Consider the following 18,420-nt stretch of genomic DNA (forward strand, 5'->3'; position numbering starts at 1 on the left):
CCTATACCACGAAGCCGGAGACAGTCTGGTTCAGGCTGCCCGCGCGCTCGTTCAAGCCATCCGTCGAACGGGCGATGCTGTCGCAGTTGGCGGCCGACTTTTCCGTTTCCTCGGCGATGTACTGGATCGCAGTGGACACTTCGCGCGCCGTCAGCAACTGCTCGTTTGCCGCCTTCGAGATATCCGAGATGGCCAGCGTGGTCTTCGCCACGCCCGAGACGATCTTGTCGAAGGCATCGCTGGCCTGGCGCGAAATCTCGCTGCCCGTCGAGACGCGCTTGACGGATTCGTTGATCAGCTTGGAGATTTCCTTGGTCGCTTGCGAAGAACGTTCGGCCAGCTTGCGCACTTCGTCGGCGACGACGGAAAAGCCCAGGCCGTGCTCGCCCGCGCGCGCCGCCTCGATGGCGGCATTGAAGGCCAGCATATTCGTCTGGTTGGCGATTTCGCTGATGACCTTGACGATTTCGCCGATGTCCTCCGACGAGCGGTTGATCAAGTCCATCGCCTCGATTGACTTGGCGACGGCGCGCGCGCCCGCTTCCGCTTCTTGCTGCGTGGCTTTCGCCAGGAAATCGGCATTCGAAGTGTTTTCCGCGATGGAATTGATGGAGAAGGTCAGGCCATCGATGGAGGCGTTCATTTCTTCCACCGTGGCGCCCAGCGCCTGCGTACCCACGGCCACGCCCGTCGCCCGTTCGGCGATCGTATGCGAGGCGTCGGCAAAACCGTTGGCGGCAGACACCACATTGCCGATCACGCCGCGCAAGTCGACGATCATCTTGCTGATGCCGCCGGCCAGCAGGTCGATCGGCTCGTCGCCCTCAGGCACGATATTGCAGGTCAGATCGCCTTGCGCAGCGCGCGCCACCGAATCGAGCAGGGCGTTGACCTTGCGGCTGTCGTTGGCGGCCTTGGATTGGATGCTGTTTTCCAGGTTCACCTGTTCGCTGATGTCGATGGCGAACTTGACTACCTTGTACGGCTTGCCGTTCAAGTCCAGGATGGGGTTGTAGGTGGCCTGTATCCACACCACCTTGCCATGGTTGCCCAGGCGCTTGTAGCGTCCCGCATCGAATTCGCCGCGGTTGAGCTTTTGCCAGAATTTCTTGTACTCGGCGCTGCTGGCAAACTCGGGCTCGCAGAACATGCGGTGGTGCTCGCCCTGGATATCGCTCAAGTCGTAATCCATGACGGCGAGGAAATTATCGTTCGCGTCCAGCACATTGCCCTGCATGTCGAATTCGATCACGGCCTGCGCCTTGCCGATGGCGCTGACCTTGCCTTCGTATTCGGCGTTGCGCTTTTTCAGGGCCGTCACGTCGCTGGCGAACTTGACCACCTTGAAGGGCCGGCCTTCCACGTCAAAAATGGGGTTGTACGAGGCATTGAGCCAGATTTCGCGGCCATCCTTGGTGAGGCGCTTGTATTCGCCCGCATCAAACTGGCCTTGTCCCAGCTTATGCCAGAATTGCACGTACTCGTCGCTCCTGGCGTATTCGGGCAGGCAAAACATGCGGTGGTGCTGGCCCTTGATCTCGTCGAGCGTGTAGCCGACGGACTTGAGGAAATTGTCGTTGGCGTCGAGGATGGTGCCGTCGAGCCGGAACTCGATCACGGCCTGGGCCTTGCTGATGGCATCGATCTTGCCCTCGTAATCGGCATTGCGGCGTTTGCTGGCCGTGATGTCGGTGGCAAACTTGATGACTTTATACGGCTTGCCATCCGCATCGAGGATGGGGTTGTAGGAAGCGTTGATCCACACTTCGCGACCATCCTTGGCACGGCGCTTGTATTCGCCATGGTCGAATTCGCCACGGCCCAGTTTGTCCCAGAAGTCGGCGTATTCGGACGTTTTCACATACTCGGCGTCGCAGAAGATGGCATGGTGCTTGCCTTGCACTTCGGCCAAGGTGTAGCCGAGGACGCGCAGGAAATTGTCATTCGCATGCAGGATGGTGCCGTCGAGTTCGAATTCGATGACGGCCTGGACACGGTTCAATGCAGTATTTATCGCTTGTAAGTCCAAATCCTGGGAGTGGCTGACATGGCTGGCTGCGTCCATAGTATTTCCTTCAATGTGAGAAGAGAAAGGGGTGGCGATAATACTGACAGCTAATGACGATATAAAACGCTTGCATCATTACCCGGAAAGGGCGGGTGTGATAATCGGTGAGAATCTGCACGAGATAACAAAATCGAACACGGCGGTATCGGGCGGCATTGCTACATAATACTAAATCAGTTGCAGAGTATTGATTTGAATCAATAATTTTATTATTCCTCAGCGCCATGAGAAAAACAAGTGGCCTGAATAAATAATGCTGAAAGTGTCGCCAGTGGCCTGCGCATGGATAGGAAGGCATATTCAGCAGATTATAAAACGCTGTTTTACTTGTTGTTTTTTATTTATTTAAATGAATATGTTATCGATAGTTGCTGGCCCTTTTTTCCGAGGGGGCGGCCAGCCGGCGTGGGCGATGTTGTACCATGACGTCAGGCACAGGCGCTGCGCGCGTCGAGATAAAAATAATACGAGCGTTCTTTTATGCGGTATAGTAAAGCTTCATCCCTTGCAACCACCTCATCGCTGAGCAAAATCAATAAGGAAGAGACATGAGTGCTGAATATCAAGTGAACGGCGCTGTTGCCGTCATTACCCTCGCCAATCCGCCCGTCAATGGGCTGGGCCTGGCGACGCGCACTGCCGCCGTCGCGGGCATCCGCCAGGCGCTGGCGGACGAGGCCGTCAAAGCCATCGTCATTACGGGCGCCGGCAAGGCATTTTCGGGCGGTGCCGATATCAAGGAATTCAATTCGCCCAAGGCGCTCACGGAACCGACACTGCACACCCTGATCAACGTCGTCGAACAATCCACCAAACCGGTGGTGGCGGCCATCCACAGCGTCTGCATGGGCGGCGGCCTGGAGCTGGCGCTGGGCTGCAACTACCGTGTGGCCGCGCCAGGCGCGCAAATGGCCTTGCCTGAAGTCAAGCTCGGCATCTTGCCGGGCGCGGGCGGCACGCAGCGCCTGCCGCGTGTGCTGGGCCTGGAAATGGCCTTGAACATGATCGTTTCGGGCACGCCCGTGGCGTCCGAAAAACTGGCCGGCACGGCCCTGTTCGATGAAGTCATCGCCCCCGGCGCCGACTTGCTGAAAGCCGCCGTAGCCTTCGCCACCAAGGTGGCTGATGTGCGCCCGCTGCCGAAAGTGCGCGAGCGCAAGGTCGATTACCCTCACCATGAAGCCTTCCTGCAGTTTTCGCGCAATACGGTGAAAGCCATGTCCGGCCCATTCCCCGCGCCGCTGAAATGCGTCGATGCCGTGGCGGCCGCCGTGACGATGAAGTTCGAGGATGGCTTGAAGTACGAGCGCGAGCTGTTCATGCAACTGGTGCAGTCGCCCGAGTCGAAAGCCCTGCGCCATGCCTTCTTCGCCGAGCGCGTTGCCAGCAAGGTGCCCGACGTGCCGGCCGACACACCCGTGCGCAGCATCGCCAGCGCGGCGATTGTCGGTGCCGGCACCATGGGCGCCGGCATCGCCATGAATTTCGCCAACGCGGGCATTCCCGTGAAGCTATTGGAAACGCAGCAGGAAGCGCTGGACAAGGGCCTGGCCACCATCCGCAAGAATTACGAGAACACGGTGAAGAAGGGCAAACTGACGCAAGAGAAGGCCGAGCAGCGCATCGCCCTGATCAGCGGCACGCTGGCGTATGCTGACATTGCGCAAGCCGACATCGTCATCGAAGCCGTCTTCGAGGAGCTGGGCGTGAAGGAAACCGTCTTCAGGCAGCTCGATGCCGTCATGAAGCCGGGCGCCATCCTCGCTTCGAACACCTCGACTCTGGACCTGGACAAGATCGCCGCGTTTACCCAGCGTCCGCAAGACGTGATCGGCACGCACTTCTTCAGCCCCGCAAACGTCATGAAGCTGCTGGAAATCGTGCGTGGCAAGGAAACGGGCAAGGACGTGCTGGCGACGGCACTGGCGCTGTCGAAAAAGCTGAAAAAGACGGGCGTCGTCTCGGGCGTGTGCGACGGTTTCATCGGTAACCGCATGATCGAGCAATACAGCCGGCAGGCCGGCTTCCTGCTAGAAGAAGGCTGTCTGCCGGAACAGGTCGACAAGGCGGTCGAGAAATTCGGTTTTGCCATGGGCCCGTTCCGCATGGGCGACCTGGCCGGCAACGACATCGGATGGGCCATTCGCAAGCGCCGCACTGTGGAAAAGCCGGAAGTGACGTATTCGAAGACGGCCGATTTGCTGTGTGAATTGAAACGCTATGGCCAGAAGGCGGGCGCCGGCTGGTATGACTACAAGCCGGGCGACCGCAAGGCCTATCCGTCGGAACAGGTCAATGCGATGATCGTGCAGCACTCCGCCGACATCGGCGTGGCGCGGCGCAAGATCAGCGACCAGGAAATCGTCGAACGGCTCGTGTATGCGCTGGTCAATGAGGGCGCACGCATCCTGGAAGAGGGCATCGCCTTGCGCGCCTCGGACATCGACATGGTGTACTTGACGGGCTACGGCTTCCCCCTGTTCCGCGGCGGCCCCATGTTCTACGCCGACACGGTAGGCTTGCCGAACGTGCAGGGCGCGATTGCCGGCTACGCCAAAGGCCGCCACGGCGAAGCGTGGACTCCGGCGCCGCTGCTGGTAAAACTGGCGGGCGAGGGCAAGGGCTTCAATAGCTGATGCACGCGCGCTGAATGAAAAAGGGCAGATTTCTCTGCCCTTTTTTTTATTTCTTCTTGGCCACCATCTTGATCGCCTCGTTGACGATGACGGGGTTGTCTTTCTGGATGTAATAGCCGGCGCCCGTGATGCGCTCGATGGCTGGCGCGCCGGACAGGCGCTGCCAATCTTTTTCCTGGGCCCGCACCACGTTTTCAAACGAACCCATTTCCTCGATGCCGAACTTGTCGCGCACCAGCAGCATGGCGGGCACGCGCAGCGGGCTGCTCATGTCGACATGTTGCAGGCATTGCGTCTGTGCATCGAATTCCGCCGATTCCGTACTGTTGAACATGAGTTTACGCCGCGTCTTCACGAGCATGGCGTAGGTGGACGCGTCCGTCTGCGTCCGGTTCCATTGCTGCGGGTGCGTGGGATCGAGCAGGACCAGGCCGGCTACGTCCTGCGGGTACAGCTTGGCATATACGTACTGGTACAGCCCGCCCAAGCCATGGCCCACCAGCACATACGGCGGTTTCAGACCCGCTTGTGTCAACAGGGCGCGCTGCTGGGCAGCAATGGTGCAGGGGTCGCGCGGCGTGGTGGTTTTGCGGCTGTCGCCGTAGCCGGGACGGTCGTACACGAGTACGCGGTGCTGTTTGCCGGCTTCGGGCACCACCTTGGCCCACACATCCTTGCCGTCGCCCATGGCCGACTGGAACACCACGGGCAAGCCGCCCTGGCCGCTCAGGGTGTAGGCGATGCTGGCGTCGGGCAGGGCAGCCGTGGCGGGCACGCCGGGCGTGGCAGGCGACGACGGCAGCAGGGAGCAGCCGGAAAAACAGCCTGCCAGCAGCAAGCCTGCGCTGGAGAGGAGCATGGTGCGCGCGGGGCGGCCAACGAATAAATGATGCATGAATCTCTTTCTTGGTGCAGGGACCGGGGACCGGTATGGCGTTCCAGCCATTATAGGCAAATCGTCACGAAGTGGAAATGCCGAACAGAAACGGATTTCCCGTCCTGTCAGCCGACGTCGGCGCGGTGGCAGACGGCTTCGATGCGGTTGCCGTCCGGATCGAACAAAAAGGCCGCGTAATAGCTGGCGTGATAGTGGCGCAGGCCGGGCGCGCCCAGGTCGATGCCGCCGTGCGCCAGGCCCGCATGCCAGAACGCTTCCACGGCCGCGCGCGAGGGGGCCTTGAAGCAGCAATGGCGGCGCGGCGCGTCGTCGGGCTTCGGCCCCAGGCGCACGGAGAAATAGCTGCGTTCGGGATGTTCGGCATCGCTGCGCTCGCCATAGCCTATCCAGGCGTGGCCATGGTCGCTGCCCACCTTGGGCACGTCCAGCGCGGCGAAGATGGCGTCGTAGAAGCGCTCGGCGCGTTCCAGGTCGCTGACGGTGAGGGAGACGTGATCGAGCATGGGCATTCCACTGTAAGAACAAGGACGGCCATAGCATAGCCCGGATCGGGGCAGCCGTGGGCGCGAGTGACCGAGTGATACTGCCAGTGCTTAACTGCCGGTTAAGGGTGGCGGGCGAGCCGGGTCACGATGCTGCGGCTCATCAGCTGCACGCGGGGCGCGAACAGCATCACGGCGCAGAAGGCCACGGGCCAGGCGGCAAAGAACGCATGGCGCCAGCGAGGCAGGAAGTCTGCTTGCAGGCCGATATTGAGCCAGGTGACCCAGGCGCTCATCAGCAGGGTCATGAGCAGCGACATCAGGAAGGCAAATACGCAGCGCAGGCGCAGGGCTTCGGACATGGGGAACTTTCGAAATTGTGAGGATGTGGCAGCGTAACGAATTGCAACAATCTATACTAGAGCCATATTTTTAATTTCAAATTCCGAAAATGAAATCATGTTAGATGATCTCGCCCTGTTTGTCGCCATCGTTGAGGCAGGCAGCCTGCATGCGGCGGCCGTCAAGGAAGACTTGCCCGCCGCGACCGTCACGCGCCGGCTGCAAAAGCTGGAAAGCCAGCTGGGCTACCGCTTGCTCAACCGCAGCGCGCGCCGCCTGCAGCCGACGGCGGAAGGCTGGCAATACTACGAGCAATGCCGTCCCCTGGTGCATGCCTTGCGGCAAGCGACGCAGCAGCTCGACGCCAGCCTGTCGGCCGTCTCGGGCAGCATCCGCGTGCTGGCGCCCGTCAATTTCGCCAGCGGCTTGCTGACGCCCGCCTGGGTCAGTTTCATGCAGAAGTATCCGGACATCCGCCTGGAACTGGAACTGTCGAACCTGCTGCAAGACTTGGTGGGCAGCGGCGCCGATCTGGCCATCCGCGTGGGCGCGCTCGACGATTCTTCGCTGATGCAGCGGCGCCTGGGCAGCGCCGCGCTGGTCATGGTGGCCGCGCCCGGCTATCTGGCGCGCGCCGGCGTGCCGCGCGACTTGCAGGAACTGGCGCGACACGAGCTGATCGTGGCCGAGCCGCTGCGCAGCTGGCGCTTGCGGCGGCCCGGCGACGGCGCCGAAATGGTAATCGAACCGCAGGCGCGCCTGCGTGTCAACGAGATGCGCCTGGCCGTGGAGATGGCTGACGCGGGCATCGGTATCCTGCTGTGTCCGCTGCTGCAATGCCGCGACGAAGTGGCCAGTGGCAGCCTGGTGCGCGTCTTGCACGACTGGATGCCTCAGCCGCGCCACGTGTATGCCGTGTGGACGCAGCGGCGCTACCTGCCGGCCCGCGTGCGTGTGCTGCTGGAACACCTGGCGGCGTTTGCGGCCGGCAATCCATTGTTGAATGAGGAGTGGGGCGTTTAGCTCGCCTGTTGCTGCTCCAGCCACTGTGTGAACTGGAGCAGCGCTGGCGTAAAACCGCTGGCTGGCACGGCACCGGGCCTGGCCTGGGCAAGGAAATAGGCCATTTGCGCTTGCATGGCGGGGTAGTGCCGCAGCAGCAGCGCGACATGGTCATCGAGGCTGCCAGGCCAGCAGGGATCGTCATCCTGGCGCACGATGTTGCAGGAACGGATCAGCTTGCGCGACGCTTCGCGCTGCAGGCGGACGATGGCGAGAGGGTCTCGCTCGTCATCAAGGCGCTGCGCATAATCGTCCAGCACGCGGACAAAGTCGCCATTCACGGCCAGGGCGATGGCGCGCGAAGGCGCGAACGGCGAAAAGTGCGACGCCAGGTCATCGCCCCACAGGCAGCGGCACTGGTGCTTGATCCAATAACCCCAGCTGTACAGGTGCTCCGGTGCCAGCACCTGGGCCAGGTGGCCGATATCGAAATCGATTTTCAGTACTTCCGGGTGGCGCGCCTGCAAGGCCAGGCGCAGCGCTTCCAGCGCGTCGCTCTGCTGCTGCGTGGGAGGATGGCGCAGCACCAGGGTCAGGTCGAGGTCGGATACGCCCGGCGTGGCGTGGCCGCGAGCGACGCTGCCATACAGATATATGCTATCGAGCAAGTTACCGGCTTGCGTCGCCACACTGGCGCAGACGTCCTGTAGCAAGGCGTCGAAATGGTGCTGCAATGGGCCGCAGGGGGCGGGAGCAATGGTCGGCATGCCTGGCGCGAGTACGGTGGAAGAAACTTCCACCATAGCATGCGGCGCAACGGAAATCCTTTCCATTCAGTAATACCGAGCGCTTGTACTTTCCTCCGGGATCGCGTTAAGATAAAGCTTGCTCGCTTATCAAGTGGGCAATCTGGTGTTTTTATGCGCAATTTCGTCCCTATCCATGAGAGTAGCAATGAAATATTTGATCGTTCCCTTCTTGCTGGCCATGACTGGCTGTGAAGTCTTGTATGACGCGAACCGGGACAAGATCGGTGAGTATTGCAACAGCCTCAATAACTTTGACGACCGCAATGCCTGCCGCAAGCGCAACCAGACCAGCTACCAGGAATACGTGCAGCAGCGCGACCAGCTGAAAAAGAAGAACGACAACTAAGCTTGCCGCCGCATACGCCGCATAAAAAACAAACGCCGCTGACCAGTCAGCGGCGTTTTGCTTTGCAGACCCCGGCATTGCGGCCGGGGCTGGATCGTATCAATCGTCGGCGTAGATATTGTTATCCTTCGTTTCCTTGACGAACAGGGTGCCGATGACCACCGTCGCCAGGGCGATGACGATCGGGTACCACAAGCCGTAATAGATATCGCCCTTGAAGGCCACCAGCGCGAAGGCCGTGGTCGGCAGCAAACCGCCGAACCAGCCGTTACCGATATGGTAGGGCAGGGACATCGAGGTGTAACGGATACGGGTCGGGAACATTTCCACCAGCATGGCGGCGATCGGGCCATACACCATGGTCACGTACAGTACCAGGATGAACAGCAGCAATACGACCATCGGCTTGTTGATCTGGTCAGGGTCCGCTTTGGCCGGATAGCCCGCTTCCTTGATGCCGGCGCCGATTTCTTTCTTGAACGCGGCTTCCTTGGCTTTGCTGTCCGCATCGAAATTCAAGCCATCGGCCGTCATGACGGCGTTAAACGAGGTTAATTCCTTGGCACCTATGCGCACTTTTGCCACGCTGCCGGCCGGTGCATCTTCTTTCGTGTAGTTCACCGAGCTGTTCGACAGGAAAGCCGTGGCGATGTCACACGACGATGGGAACTTCTTCTGGCCCGTCAGGTTGAACTGGAAGTGGCAAGAGGCCGGATCTGCCACCACCACCACTGGCGAGTTCTTCAGTGCCGCTTCCAGCTGCGGATTGGCGAAGTGGGTCAGGCCGTTGAAGATCGGGAAGTAGGTCGCCGCGGCGATCAGGCAGCCGCCGAGGATGATGTACTTGCGGCCGATGCGGTCGGACAGGCTGCCGAAGAACAGGAAGAACGGCGTGGCCAGCAGCAGGGCGACGGCGACCAAAACGTTGGCCGTTGCCAGGTCCACTTTCAGGGTCTGGATCATGAAGAACAGGGCGTAGAACTGGCCCGTGTACCAGACGACGGCCTGGCCAGCGGTCAGGCCGATCAGGGCCAGGATGACGATCTTCAGGTTTTTCCACTTGCCGAATGCTTCCGTCAGTGGTGCTTTCGAGGTCTTGCCCTCGGCTTTCATCTTGGAAAACGCTGGCGATTCATTCATGGCCAGGCGGATCCACACGGAAATACCCAGCAGGATGACGGAGACCAGGAAGGGAATGCGCCAGCCCCATGCTTCGAAATCCTTCTCGCCGGTCGCCAGGCGGGTGCCCAGGATGACCATCAGCGACAGGAAGAAGCCCAGGGTAGCCGTCGTTTGTATCCACGCCGTGAACGCGCCGCGCTTGCCTTCAGGCGCGTGCTCGGCCACATAGGTGGCTGCGCCGCCGTATTCGCCGCCCAGTGCAAGGCCTTGCAGGATGCGCAGGATGACGAGGATGATCGGCGCGGCGATGCCGATGGAAGCATGGCCCGGCAGCAAGCCGACGATGAAGGTGGAGCCGCCCATGATCAAAATGGTGATCAGGAAGGTGTACTTGCGTCCGATCATGTCGCCCAGGCGGCCGAAGACCAGCGCGCCGAAGGGACGCACGATGAAGCCGGCGGCAAAGGCCAGCAGGGCGAAAATGAAGGTGGTGGTGGGGTCGCCGATGAAAAATTGCTTGGCGATGATGGAAGCGAGCGAACCGTACAGATAAAAATCGTACCACTCAAAGACGGTGCCGAGCGAAGACGCAAAGATGACCTTGCGTTCTTCAGGCGTGATCGGCGTTCCCTTTGTGGAAAATTTGCGTACGTCGGCCGAGCCGGATGGTGTTGCCATGGTTTGTCTCCCTATGTTTTATAGTGAACTGGTGCCGAGGTCTTTTTGACCATTCTTGCAACAGCTTGGGGCGAGTGTGTTCTCTGAAACTTACGTCATGCTTGCTTGAAACTTACACGGAGCTTACATATTGGCGCTCGCCATAACTTTGCGAACGACCGTACTTAAATGTGCTATTCTGCTTGCTCAGATACCATCATTGACCAATAACATTCCCACAAGGAGACACAGCATGAATGAAGCCGTCATCGTATCGACCGCCCGCACGGGCCTGGCCAAGTCCTGGAAGGGCGCGTTCAACATGACGCACGGCGCCACCTTGGGCGGCCACGTGCTGGCCGCTGCCGTCGAGCGCGCGCGCATCGAGGCGGAGGAAGTGGAAGACGTGCTGGTCGGCTGCGCCTTCCCGGAGGGCGCCACGGGAGGTAACATCGCGCGCCAGGTCGCCTTGCGCGGCGGCTGCCCCGTCACTACGGCCGGCATGACCGTCAACCGTTTCTGCTCGTCGGGCTTGCAGGCCATCGCCCTGGCGGCGCAACGCATCATCGCCGGCGAAGGCGACATCTATGCGGCGGGCGGTGTGGAATCGATTTCCTGCGTGCAAAATGAAATGAATACGCATATGTACCGCGATGTCTGGCTGCAGCAGCACAAGCCGGAAGTGTACTGGCCCATGCTGCAGACGGCCGAAACCGTGGCCAAGCGCTACCAGATTTCGCGCGAGCGCCAGGATGTGTATGGCGCGCAAAGCCAGCAGCGCGCCGCCACGGCCCAGGCGGCCGGCCTGTTCGACGCGGAAATCGTGCCGATGACCACCATCATGGGCGTGGCTGACAAGGCCAGCGGCATGCTGGTGTCGCGCGAGGTGACGATTTCCAGCGATGAAGGCATCCGCGCCGACACGACCTATGAAGGCGTCGCGAAGATCCGTTCCGCCATGCCGGGCGGCGTCATCAGCGCAGGCAACGCCAGCCAGTTTTCCGACGGCGCCTCGATGGCCATCGTCATGAATGCGAAAGTGGCCGAAGCAAAAGGCTTGCAGCCGCTGGGCATCTTCCGCGGTTTTGCCGTGGCCGGCTGCGAACCCGATGAAATGGGCATCGGTCCCGTGTTTGCCATTCCGAAACTGCTGAAAAAGGCGGGCTTGACGGTGGCCGACATCGGCTTGTGGGAACTTAATGAAGCATTTGCCGTACAAGTGCTGTATTGCGCCGACACTCTGGGCATCCCCATGGACCGCCTGAACGTCAATGGCGGGGCGATCGCCGTCGGCCACCCGTACGGCGTGTCGGGTGCGCGTCTGACGGGCCACGCCTTGATCGAGGGCAAGCGCCGCGGCGTCAAATACGTGGTCGTCACGATGTGCATCGGCGGCGGGCAGGGCGCGGCCGGCCTGTTCGAAGTGCTGTAATGTAGATAAAACCCAGTCTGCGGGCGGCTTCCAGGGCCGCCCGTTTGCATTGCCTGCCCTGTTCCTGCAAGCCGGGCCGATAGCGGTTACAGTAATGCTTCGTTTATAAACAAGCAGCCTGCCACCATGATCAAGCACATCGTTTTCTGGAAACTGTTAGACCACGCCGAAGGTGCCGACCGCGCCACGAATGCCTTGAAACTGAAAGCCTTGCTCGATTCCTGCGCGGACCTGGTGCCAGGCATCTTGAAATTCGAGGTAGCCGTGGCCCAGCCGGGCCTGGAAGCCACCTATGACATCGTGCTCTACAGTGAGTTCGCCAGCCGCGCAGCGCTCGATGCCTACCAGAACCATCCCGAGCACGTGAAAATCAAGCCGTTTTTTGGGGCTGTGCGGGAAGCACGGCAATGCATGGATTATGAGATTTAGTCGTTACGCAACAGACTTCAGCCTTCTGCTGACTCTACCAATCGTCAAGGAGCATCATGACCACCTACCAACGCATCGTCCTCGCCTCGCGCCCCACGGCTGAAGTCCAGCCGGATAACTTCCGCCTGGAAACGGCAGAGATTCCCGCCATCACGGAGGGCCAGCTGCTGGTGCGCAACCAGTATCTGTCGCTCGACCCGTACATGCGCGGACGCATGAGTGCGAATAAAAGCTATGCGGCGCCGCAGGCGCTCGATGAAACCATGATAGGCGGCACGGTGGGCGTGGTGCTCGAATCGAAGCATCCGAAGTTCGCCGTGGGCGACACGGTTGTCGGTACCCTGGGCTGGACGGAAGTGGCTGTATCGGACGGCACGATGCTGCGCAAGGTCGACACGACGCATATTCCCGCCTCGGCCTACCTGGGTTCCGTCGGCATGCCCGGCATGACGGCGTGGTATGGCTTGAACCAGATCATGGCACCGAAAGCGGGCGAAACCGTCGTCGTGTCGGCGGCCAGTGGCGCCGTGGGCAGCGTCGTGGGCCAGCTGGCCAAATTGAAAGGCTGCAGGGTGGTGGGCATCGCTGGCGGGGCGGAGAAATGTGCATATGTCGTCAAGGAACTGGGTTTCGACGCCTGTGTCGACTACAAGGCGGGCAAGCTGGCAGCCGACCTGGCGGCAGCTACGCCGGACGGCATCGACGCCATCTTTGAAAACGTGGGCGGCGCCGTGTTTGACGCGGCCCTGGCGCGCACCAACGCCTTTGGCCGCGTAGCCCTGTGTGGCTGGATCGCCGGCTACAACGGCGAGCCGACGCCAATTGACAATGCGCGCTTCATCCTCACCAACCGCCTGACGATGCGCGGCTTTATCGTTTCGGAGCAAGCGGAATTCTGGCCGCAGGGCTTGACTGAACTGGGTGCCTTGGTGGCGACGGGCAAACTGAAATTCCGCGAATCCGTGGCCGATGGCCTGGCCAGCGCGCCCGACGCCTTCATCGGCCTGTTGAAAGGGCGTAACTTCGGCAAGCAGCTGGTGAAGCTGGACTGACCTTCTTCCCTCAAGGCGGGCCGTGCGACAATTGCGTCCCGTCTTACATTAGCACCTACCATGACCAAGCACACCATCCGCCTCGGCGACTGGGCCACCCTGGGCCTTGACGCCACCGCCATTCGTTTTGAAGTTTTCGTTGATGAACAGAAAGTGCCGGCCGAGATCGAACTCGACGACATGGACGCCGTCTGCCTGCACGCCGTTGCCTATGACGGCTCCGGCAACGCCATCGGCACGGGCAGGCTATTGCCAGACGGCCACATCGGCCGCATGGCCGTGCGCCAGCCGGGCCGTGGTACGGGCGTGGGCGGCGCCATTTTGAGCTTGCTGATGCAAAAGGCGCGCGAACGGGGCGATGCAGCGGTGGTGCTGAATGCGCAAACCGTGGCCGCGCCATTCTATGCGCGCCACGGTTTCGTGCAGCAGGGGGAGGTATTTGAAGAGGCGGGGATTGCGCATGTGGAGATGCGACTGGAGTTTAAGTGAAGTAATGCTGGGGTCAGTCGCTTCGCGATCGGAATGCGTCCCATCGGGACACATTCCCCAGCGGGTCTGACCCCGGACTTTAATTCTGCGCGTGCGACTGGCGCCATTTATCCAGAATCACCGCCAACACGATCACGACACCTTTCGCCACATACTGCCAGAACGACGACAGTCCCAGAATCGTCAAGCCATTGTTCATCACGCCGATGATTAGGGCGCCGATGACGGTGCCCCAGACGGAACCCACGCCGCCCATCAGGCTGGTGCCGCCCAGCACGACGGCCGCGATGGCGTCCAGCTCATAGCCGGTGCCCCAGTTGCCGTTGGCCGCATACAGACGGCTGGCCGACATGGCGCCGCCCAGGCCAGCGAACAGGCCGCTGATCGTGTAGACAAACATCAGCACGAGGCCTACCTTGATGCCCGTCAAACGGGCCGCCTGGATATTGCCGCCGACGGCGTAGATATGCAGGCCCAGCGTCGTCTTGCGCAGGATAAACCAGGTCAGCAGCACGACGGCCGCGGCCAGCCAGATCAGCCAGGGCACGGCCAGGAAGCTGCCGTTGCCCATCCATTCGAAGCTTGGGATTTCCGTGTTCAGCACGCTGGTGCCGTCGGCCAGCAGATAGGCGGCGCCGCGCAGGGCCGTCATGGTGCCCAAAGTCACGACGAAGGGGTTCAGGCCGACGAGGGCCACCAACACGCCATTCAGCGCGCCCAGCAGCAGGCCGACGATGAGGAAGGTGGGAATCGAGAAGCCGGCAAACTGCGCCGACAGCGACATCAGCATGCCTGCCACAGCCGAGACGGCCAGCACGGAGCCGACCGATAAATCAATGCCGCTGGTCAAAATGACGAAGGTCATGCCGGACGCCAGCACGATATTGATCGACACCTGGCGGAAGATGTTCATGGTGTTATTGCTGGTCATGAAGGTCGACGTGCCGTCGGCCGAGAAATATACGGTCAGGCCGTACATGGCCAGGTACAGCACGACCAGCACGGGCAGCATGCCCAGGCGGCGCATCAGGTTCGAGGCATTGAAGGGTTCGCCGGCGCGCGGGGCGCCGCTGGTGGTAGTCGTTGTCATGGTCAATCTCCTGAATGATTATTCTATTGCGTACTCTTACGCCGCTTCCAGCTGCGTGGCATAGGCGAGGATGTTTTCCTGCGTGATGTCGTCGCCCGTCACTTCGCCCGTCAAACGTCCTTCGCACATCACCATCACGCGGTCGCAAATGCCGACCAGCTCGGCCAGTTCGCTGGAAATGCACAGTACGGCCGTACCCGCATCCGCCAACTGGTGGATGATCTTGTAAATTTCGCTCTTCGCGCCCACGTCCACGCCCCGCGTCGGCTCGTCGAGGATGAGCACTTTCGGCGCGATGGCCAGCCAGCGTGCCAGCAAGACTTTCTGCTGGTTGCCGCCGGATAATCCCCCCACGATGCCGTCCGGTCCCGAGACCTTGACGTTGAGGTTGGCGATCGCCTCGCGCGTGAGCTGGGTCAGGGCGCCACGGTTCACCACGCCCGCCGTGGAATGCTTGGAAAGTATGTTCATCGACATGTTTTCCATGGCCGACAATTGCATGAACAAGCCCAGGCTCTTGCGGTCTTCCGGCAGGTAGCCGATGCCGTGGCGTATCGCCGTCAGCGGCCGGTGGATATGTACTTCCTGGCCGTCGAGCCAGACTTGCCCCGATTGCTTCTTGTCAGCGCCAAAGATCAAACGCGCCAGTTCCGTGCGGCCCGCGCCGACCAGGCCGGCCAGGCCCGTCACTTCGCCCGCATGCAGGGCAAACGAGGCGGGCTTGACCTTGCCACCGCCCACGTTTTCCACGCGCAGGCGCTCGGCGCCACGCGTGGTGCGGCGCTGGTGCGAATAAAAGTCGTCGGCGGGGCGCCCCACCATCATTTGCACGACTTTCTTTTGATCCAGTTCATCCTTGCCCAGCTCGCCCACATAGGCACCGTCGCGCAGCACCGTGATGCGGCGCGCCAGGCGCTCCACCTCGGCCATGCGGTGGCTGATGTAGAGCACGGCCAGGCCCTTGTCGCGCTGTTCTTCGATGATGCGGAACAATTGTTCGGTTTCCCGGTCGGACAGGGCGGCAGTGGGCTCGTCCATGATCAGGATACGGCTTTCATGCACGAGGGCGCGGGCGATTTCCACCTGCTGCTGCTCGGCGATCGACAGGGTCGACACCATGGTGTCCGCGTCGAAGCGGGAACCGAGGTCGGCCAGGATGGCGTTGGTGCGCGCGCGCATTTCGCCGCCCTTGACGGTCCAGAACGGTCCTTGCGGTTCGCTGCCCATGAAGACGTTCTGCGCCACCGTCATGTTCTTGGCCACGCTCAATTCCTGGTAAATCAGGTTAATGCCCAAGGCGCGCGCCTCGCCCGGATTGCGGATCTTGATCGGTTTGCCGTCGAGAATGATTTCGCCCGCATCGGGGGTGTACACGCCGGACAAAATCTTCATCAGGGTGCTCTTGCCGGCGCCGTTTTCGCCCATCACGGCATGGATTTCGCCGCTGCGCACCGTCAGGTGCACGCCGCGCAGCGCGCGCGTGGCGCCAAAGCGCTTCTCGATGCCGCGCATTTCAAAAATAATATCGTCGCTCATGACTGTCCTTCCTTGCTTGTGAAACTGGCGCCGCCTGCCCGCAAGCTGGCGGCGCCTCGTGGTTCAGGTCAGGCAGATCAGTTCTTTACCCAGCCCGCGTAGGTGGCGACGTTTTCCTTGGTGATGGCCGGGGTCGGCAACAGCACCATGGTTTGCTTCGGCGTGCGGCCATTCATGATGTCGTAGCCCATCTGCACGGCGTCCGTGGCCATGCGGTAGGGGTTTTGCGCCGAGGTGGCGGCAAACAGGCCGGCCTTGTTCTTCAGGGCGTTCTGGCCATCGGGCGCGCCATCGACGGCCGTGATCAGTTTCACGTCCGTGCGCTTCGATTGCTTGATCGCCAGTTCGGCGCCGATGCCCGTCGGGTCATTGATGGCGAATACGCCGTCGATCTTCGGATGGGCCGTCAGCAAATTCGACATCACGGTCATGCCGCCGTCGCGGCTGCCGCCCGCGTTCTGGTTGTCGGACAGGATCTTGATATCCTTGAACGCGGCCAGGGTTTTTTTGCAGCCGTTGACGCGGTCGATCACGGACGTGACCGGCGGGCCGTTGAGGATCACGACATTGCCCTTGCCGCCGATCTGCTTGGCCAGGTAGGCGCACGACACGTCGCCCGCCATGGTGTTGTCGGACATCACGGTGGCCGAAGCGCCCACGGCGCCCACGTCGACGGCGATCACGACCACACCCGCATTGCGTGCTTTCTTGATGGCCGGGGCGATGCCCTTGGAATCGACGGCATTTAGGATGATGATGTCGGTTTTGTTGGCAATAAAGTTTTCAATCTGGTCCACCTGGGTGTTCAGGTCATACTTGCTGGAAACAGTGGTGACTTTCACGCCAGGGCCGCCCAGCTTTTTCGCGCTTTCTTCCGCGCCACGCCCGATGGCGACAAAAAACGGGTTGGCCAGGTCGCCCACGCTCACGCCGATGGATTTCAGCGGTTTATCGGCAGCGAAGGCGCCGCAGGCGGCGGACAGCAGCAGGGTGGCGGTAATGACTTTTTTCATGAAGATCTCCAAGAGTTTTTATTGTGAAAAGCGACTGGTGCTACGGGTGAAAACTGATTGCATGCGTTATTGATTGCGTAACTTTTCGATCATGGCGTCCAGCTTGCCCGCATCGACGGCAAAGCCGCGGATGCCTTCGGCCAGCTTTTCGGTCGCCATCGCATCGTCGTTCAAGGCGTAGCGGAAAGCCGCTTCGTCATACGTGATGGCGCGCTGCGCCGCGCCCAGGTCGCCGCCCAGCGCGCGCTCGAATGGTGCGTTGGACGCTTCCAGCTTGGCCAGCAGGTCTGGGCTGATGGTCAGCAAGTCGCAGCCGGACAGGGCCGTGATCTGTCCCACGTTGCGGAAGCTGGCGCCCATCACTTGCGTGGCGATGCCATGTTGCTTGTAGTAATTGAAGATGCGCGTGACCGACTGTACACCTGGATCGTTGGACAGGCTGCGCGCCGCTTCGTCCCATGCCGCGCCCAGGGATTTCTTGTGCCAGTCGTAGATGCGGCCCACGAACGGCGAAATCAGGCGCACTTTCGCGTCGGCGCAGGCGACGGCCTGGCAAAATGCGAACAGCAGGGTCAGGTTGCAAAAGATGCCATCTTTTTCCAGTTCACGGGCCGCCTGGATGCCTTCCCAGGTGGCGGCGATCTTGATCAGCACGCGCTCGCGCTGGACGCCCGCTTGTTCGTACAGGGCGATCAGGCGGCGCGCCCGGGCCACGGTGGCGGCGCGGTCAAAGCTCAAGCGGGCATCGACTTCCGTCGACACGCGGCCCGGCACCACTTTCAAAATTTCCAGGCCGAAGCGCACCAGCACCTGGTCGACGATATCGTCCAGCGAGGCGGATTTATGCGCGGCAACCGTGCTTTCCAGCAAGGGCGCGTAATCGGGCTGCAGTACAGCTTTCAGGATCAGCGACGGGTTGGTGGTGGCGTCTTGTGGCGCGAAACGGGCCAATTGCAAAAAGTCACCCGTGTCGGCGACGACGGTGCTGGTTTGCTTCAATTGTTGCAGCTGATTCAT

The 18,420-nt window shown here is 61.1% G+C and carries 17 protein-coding genes; 7 read left to right on the plus strand and 10 right to left on the minus strand.

The genetic code is table 11. The annotated features are described in order from the left end of the window. Position 1: 1 nt before the first annotated feature. The gene (locus C8C89_RS17205) at positions 2–2,002 is read right to left on the minus strand and encodes a PAS domain-containing methyl-accepting chemotaxis protein (RefSeq protein WP_243858056.1); all 2,001 of its coding nucleotides are present in this window, start codon (positions 2,000–2,002) and stop codon (positions 2–4) included. Positions 2,003–2,616: 614 nt separating this feature from the next. On the opposite strand from C8C89_RS17205, the gene C8C89_RS17210 reads away from it, so the two are divergent. After that, complete coding sequence (locus tag C8C89_RS17210; RefSeq protein ID WP_133991309.1) at positions 2,617–4,704, plus strand: 3-hydroxyacyl-CoA dehydrogenase NAD-binding domain-containing protein; 2,088 nt, start codon at positions 2,617–2,619, stop codon at positions 4,702–4,704. Positions 4,705–4,750: 46 nt separating this feature from the next. Here the strand turns inward: C8C89_RS17210 and C8C89_RS17215 are convergent, their stop codons facing one another. The 3 genes from C8C89_RS17215 to C8C89_RS17225 form a co-directional block, all read right to left on the minus strand. Then, entirely contained in the window at positions 4,751–5,599 is an 849-nt protein-coding gene (locus C8C89_RS17215; protein ID WP_166674778.1) for an alpha/beta hydrolase, read from the minus strand. 107 nt (positions 5,600–5,706) lie between these two features. After that, the gene (locus tag C8C89_RS17220; protein ID WP_208327717.1) at positions 5,707–6,111 is read right to left on the minus strand and encodes a VOC family protein; all 405 of its coding nucleotides are present in this window, start codon (positions 6,109–6,111) and stop codon (positions 5,707–5,709) included. A 95-nt stretch (positions 6,112–6,206) separates the two neighbouring features. Beyond that, a complete protein-coding gene (locus C8C89_RS17225; RefSeq protein ID WP_133991313.1) occupies positions 6,207–6,446 on the minus strand; it encodes a DUF2798 domain-containing protein in 240 nt (79 codons plus the stop codon). Positions 6,447–6,543: 97 nt separating this feature from the next. Between C8C89_RS17225 and C8C89_RS17230 the strand changes: the two genes are divergently transcribed. Next, positions 6,544–7,449, plus strand: a complete 906-nt coding sequence (locus tag C8C89_RS17230; protein WP_133991315.1) for a LysR family transcriptional regulator — start codon at positions 6,544–6,546, stop codon at positions 7,447–7,449. Here C8C89_RS17230 and C8C89_RS17235 read toward each other — a convergent pair. Further along, positions 7,446–8,195 (minus strand): nucleotidyltransferase domain-containing protein, encoded by a 750-nt coding sequence (locus tag C8C89_RS17235; RefSeq protein WP_133991317.1) that lies wholly within the window; start codon positions 8,193–8,195, stop codon positions 7,446–7,448. The genes C8C89_RS17230 and C8C89_RS17235 overlap by 4 nt on opposite strands. A gap of 187 nt (positions 8,196–8,382) precedes the next feature. On the opposite strand from C8C89_RS17235, the gene C8C89_RS17240 reads away from it, so the two are divergent. Beyond that, a complete protein-coding gene (locus tag C8C89_RS17240; protein ID WP_101481391.1) occupies positions 8,383–8,583 on the plus strand; it encodes a hypothetical protein in 201 nt (66 codons plus the stop codon). Between the two features lie 99 nt (positions 8,584–8,682). On the opposite strand, the gene C8C89_RS17245 is transcribed toward C8C89_RS17240, so the two are convergent. Beyond that, entirely contained in the window at positions 8,683–10,383 is a 1,701-nt protein-coding gene (locus C8C89_RS17245; protein WP_101481390.1) for an MFS transporter, read from the minus strand. Between the two features lie 232 nt (positions 10,384–10,615). On the opposite strand from C8C89_RS17245, the gene C8C89_RS17250 reads away from it, so the two are divergent. The 4 genes from C8C89_RS17250 (at position 10,616) to C8C89_RS17265 (ending at position 13,764) form a co-directional block, all read left to right on the plus strand. Continuing rightward, positions 10,616–11,794, plus strand: coding sequence for an acetyl-CoA C-acyltransferase (locus C8C89_RS17250; protein WP_133991319.1), 1,179 nt, complete (start codon positions 10,616–10,618; stop codon positions 11,792–11,794). 126 nt (positions 11,795–11,920) lie between these two features. Then, entirely contained in the window at positions 11,921–12,223 is a 303-nt protein-coding gene (locus C8C89_RS17255) for a Dabb family protein (RefSeq protein WP_133991321.1), read from the plus strand. Between the two features lie 53 nt (positions 12,224–12,276). Then, positions 12,277–13,275, plus strand: coding sequence for an NADP-dependent oxidoreductase (locus C8C89_RS17260; protein ID WP_133991323.1), 999 nt, complete (start codon positions 12,277–12,279; stop codon positions 13,273–13,275). A 60-nt stretch (positions 13,276–13,335) separates the two neighbouring features. Next, positions 13,336–13,764 carry a GNAT family N-acetyltransferase gene (locus C8C89_RS17265; protein WP_101481386.1) on the plus strand — a complete coding sequence of 143 codons (429 nt, stop codon included), beginning with the start codon at positions 13,336–13,338 and terminating at the stop codon, positions 13,762–13,764. A gap of 79 nt (positions 13,765–13,843) precedes the next feature. Here the strand turns inward: C8C89_RS17265 and C8C89_RS17270 are convergent, their stop codons facing one another. The 4 genes from C8C89_RS17270 to tal all read right to left on the minus strand — a co-directional run bounded on the left by C8C89_RS17270 (position 13,844) and on the right by tal (position 18,420). Further along, complete coding sequence (locus C8C89_RS17270) at positions 13,844–14,854, minus strand: ribose ABC transporter permease (RefSeq protein ID WP_101481385.1); 1,011 nt, start codon at positions 14,852–14,854, stop codon at positions 13,844–13,846. Between the two features lie 36 nt (positions 14,855–14,890). After that, positions 14,891–16,390 (minus strand): sugar ABC transporter ATP-binding protein, encoded by a 1,500-nt coding sequence (locus tag C8C89_RS17275; RefSeq protein ID WP_133991325.1) that lies wholly within the window; start codon positions 16,388–16,390, stop codon positions 14,891–14,893. A 77-nt stretch (positions 16,391–16,467) separates the two neighbouring features. Then, positions 16,468–17,403 carry an ABC transporter substrate-binding protein gene (locus C8C89_RS17280; RefSeq protein WP_133991327.1) on the minus strand — a complete coding sequence of 312 codons (936 nt, stop codon included), beginning with the start codon at positions 17,401–17,403 and terminating at the stop codon, positions 16,468–16,470. A gap of 66 nt (positions 17,404–17,469) precedes the next feature. After that, a complete protein-coding gene (gene tal, locus C8C89_RS17285) occupies positions 17,470–18,420 on the minus strand; it encodes a transaldolase (protein WP_133991330.1) in 951 nt (316 codons plus the stop codon).

Source organism: Janthinobacterium sp. 75 (genome assembly GCF_004365495.1).
GTDB lineage: Bacteria > Pseudomonadota > Gammaproteobacteria > Burkholderiales > Burkholderiaceae_D > Janthinobacterium.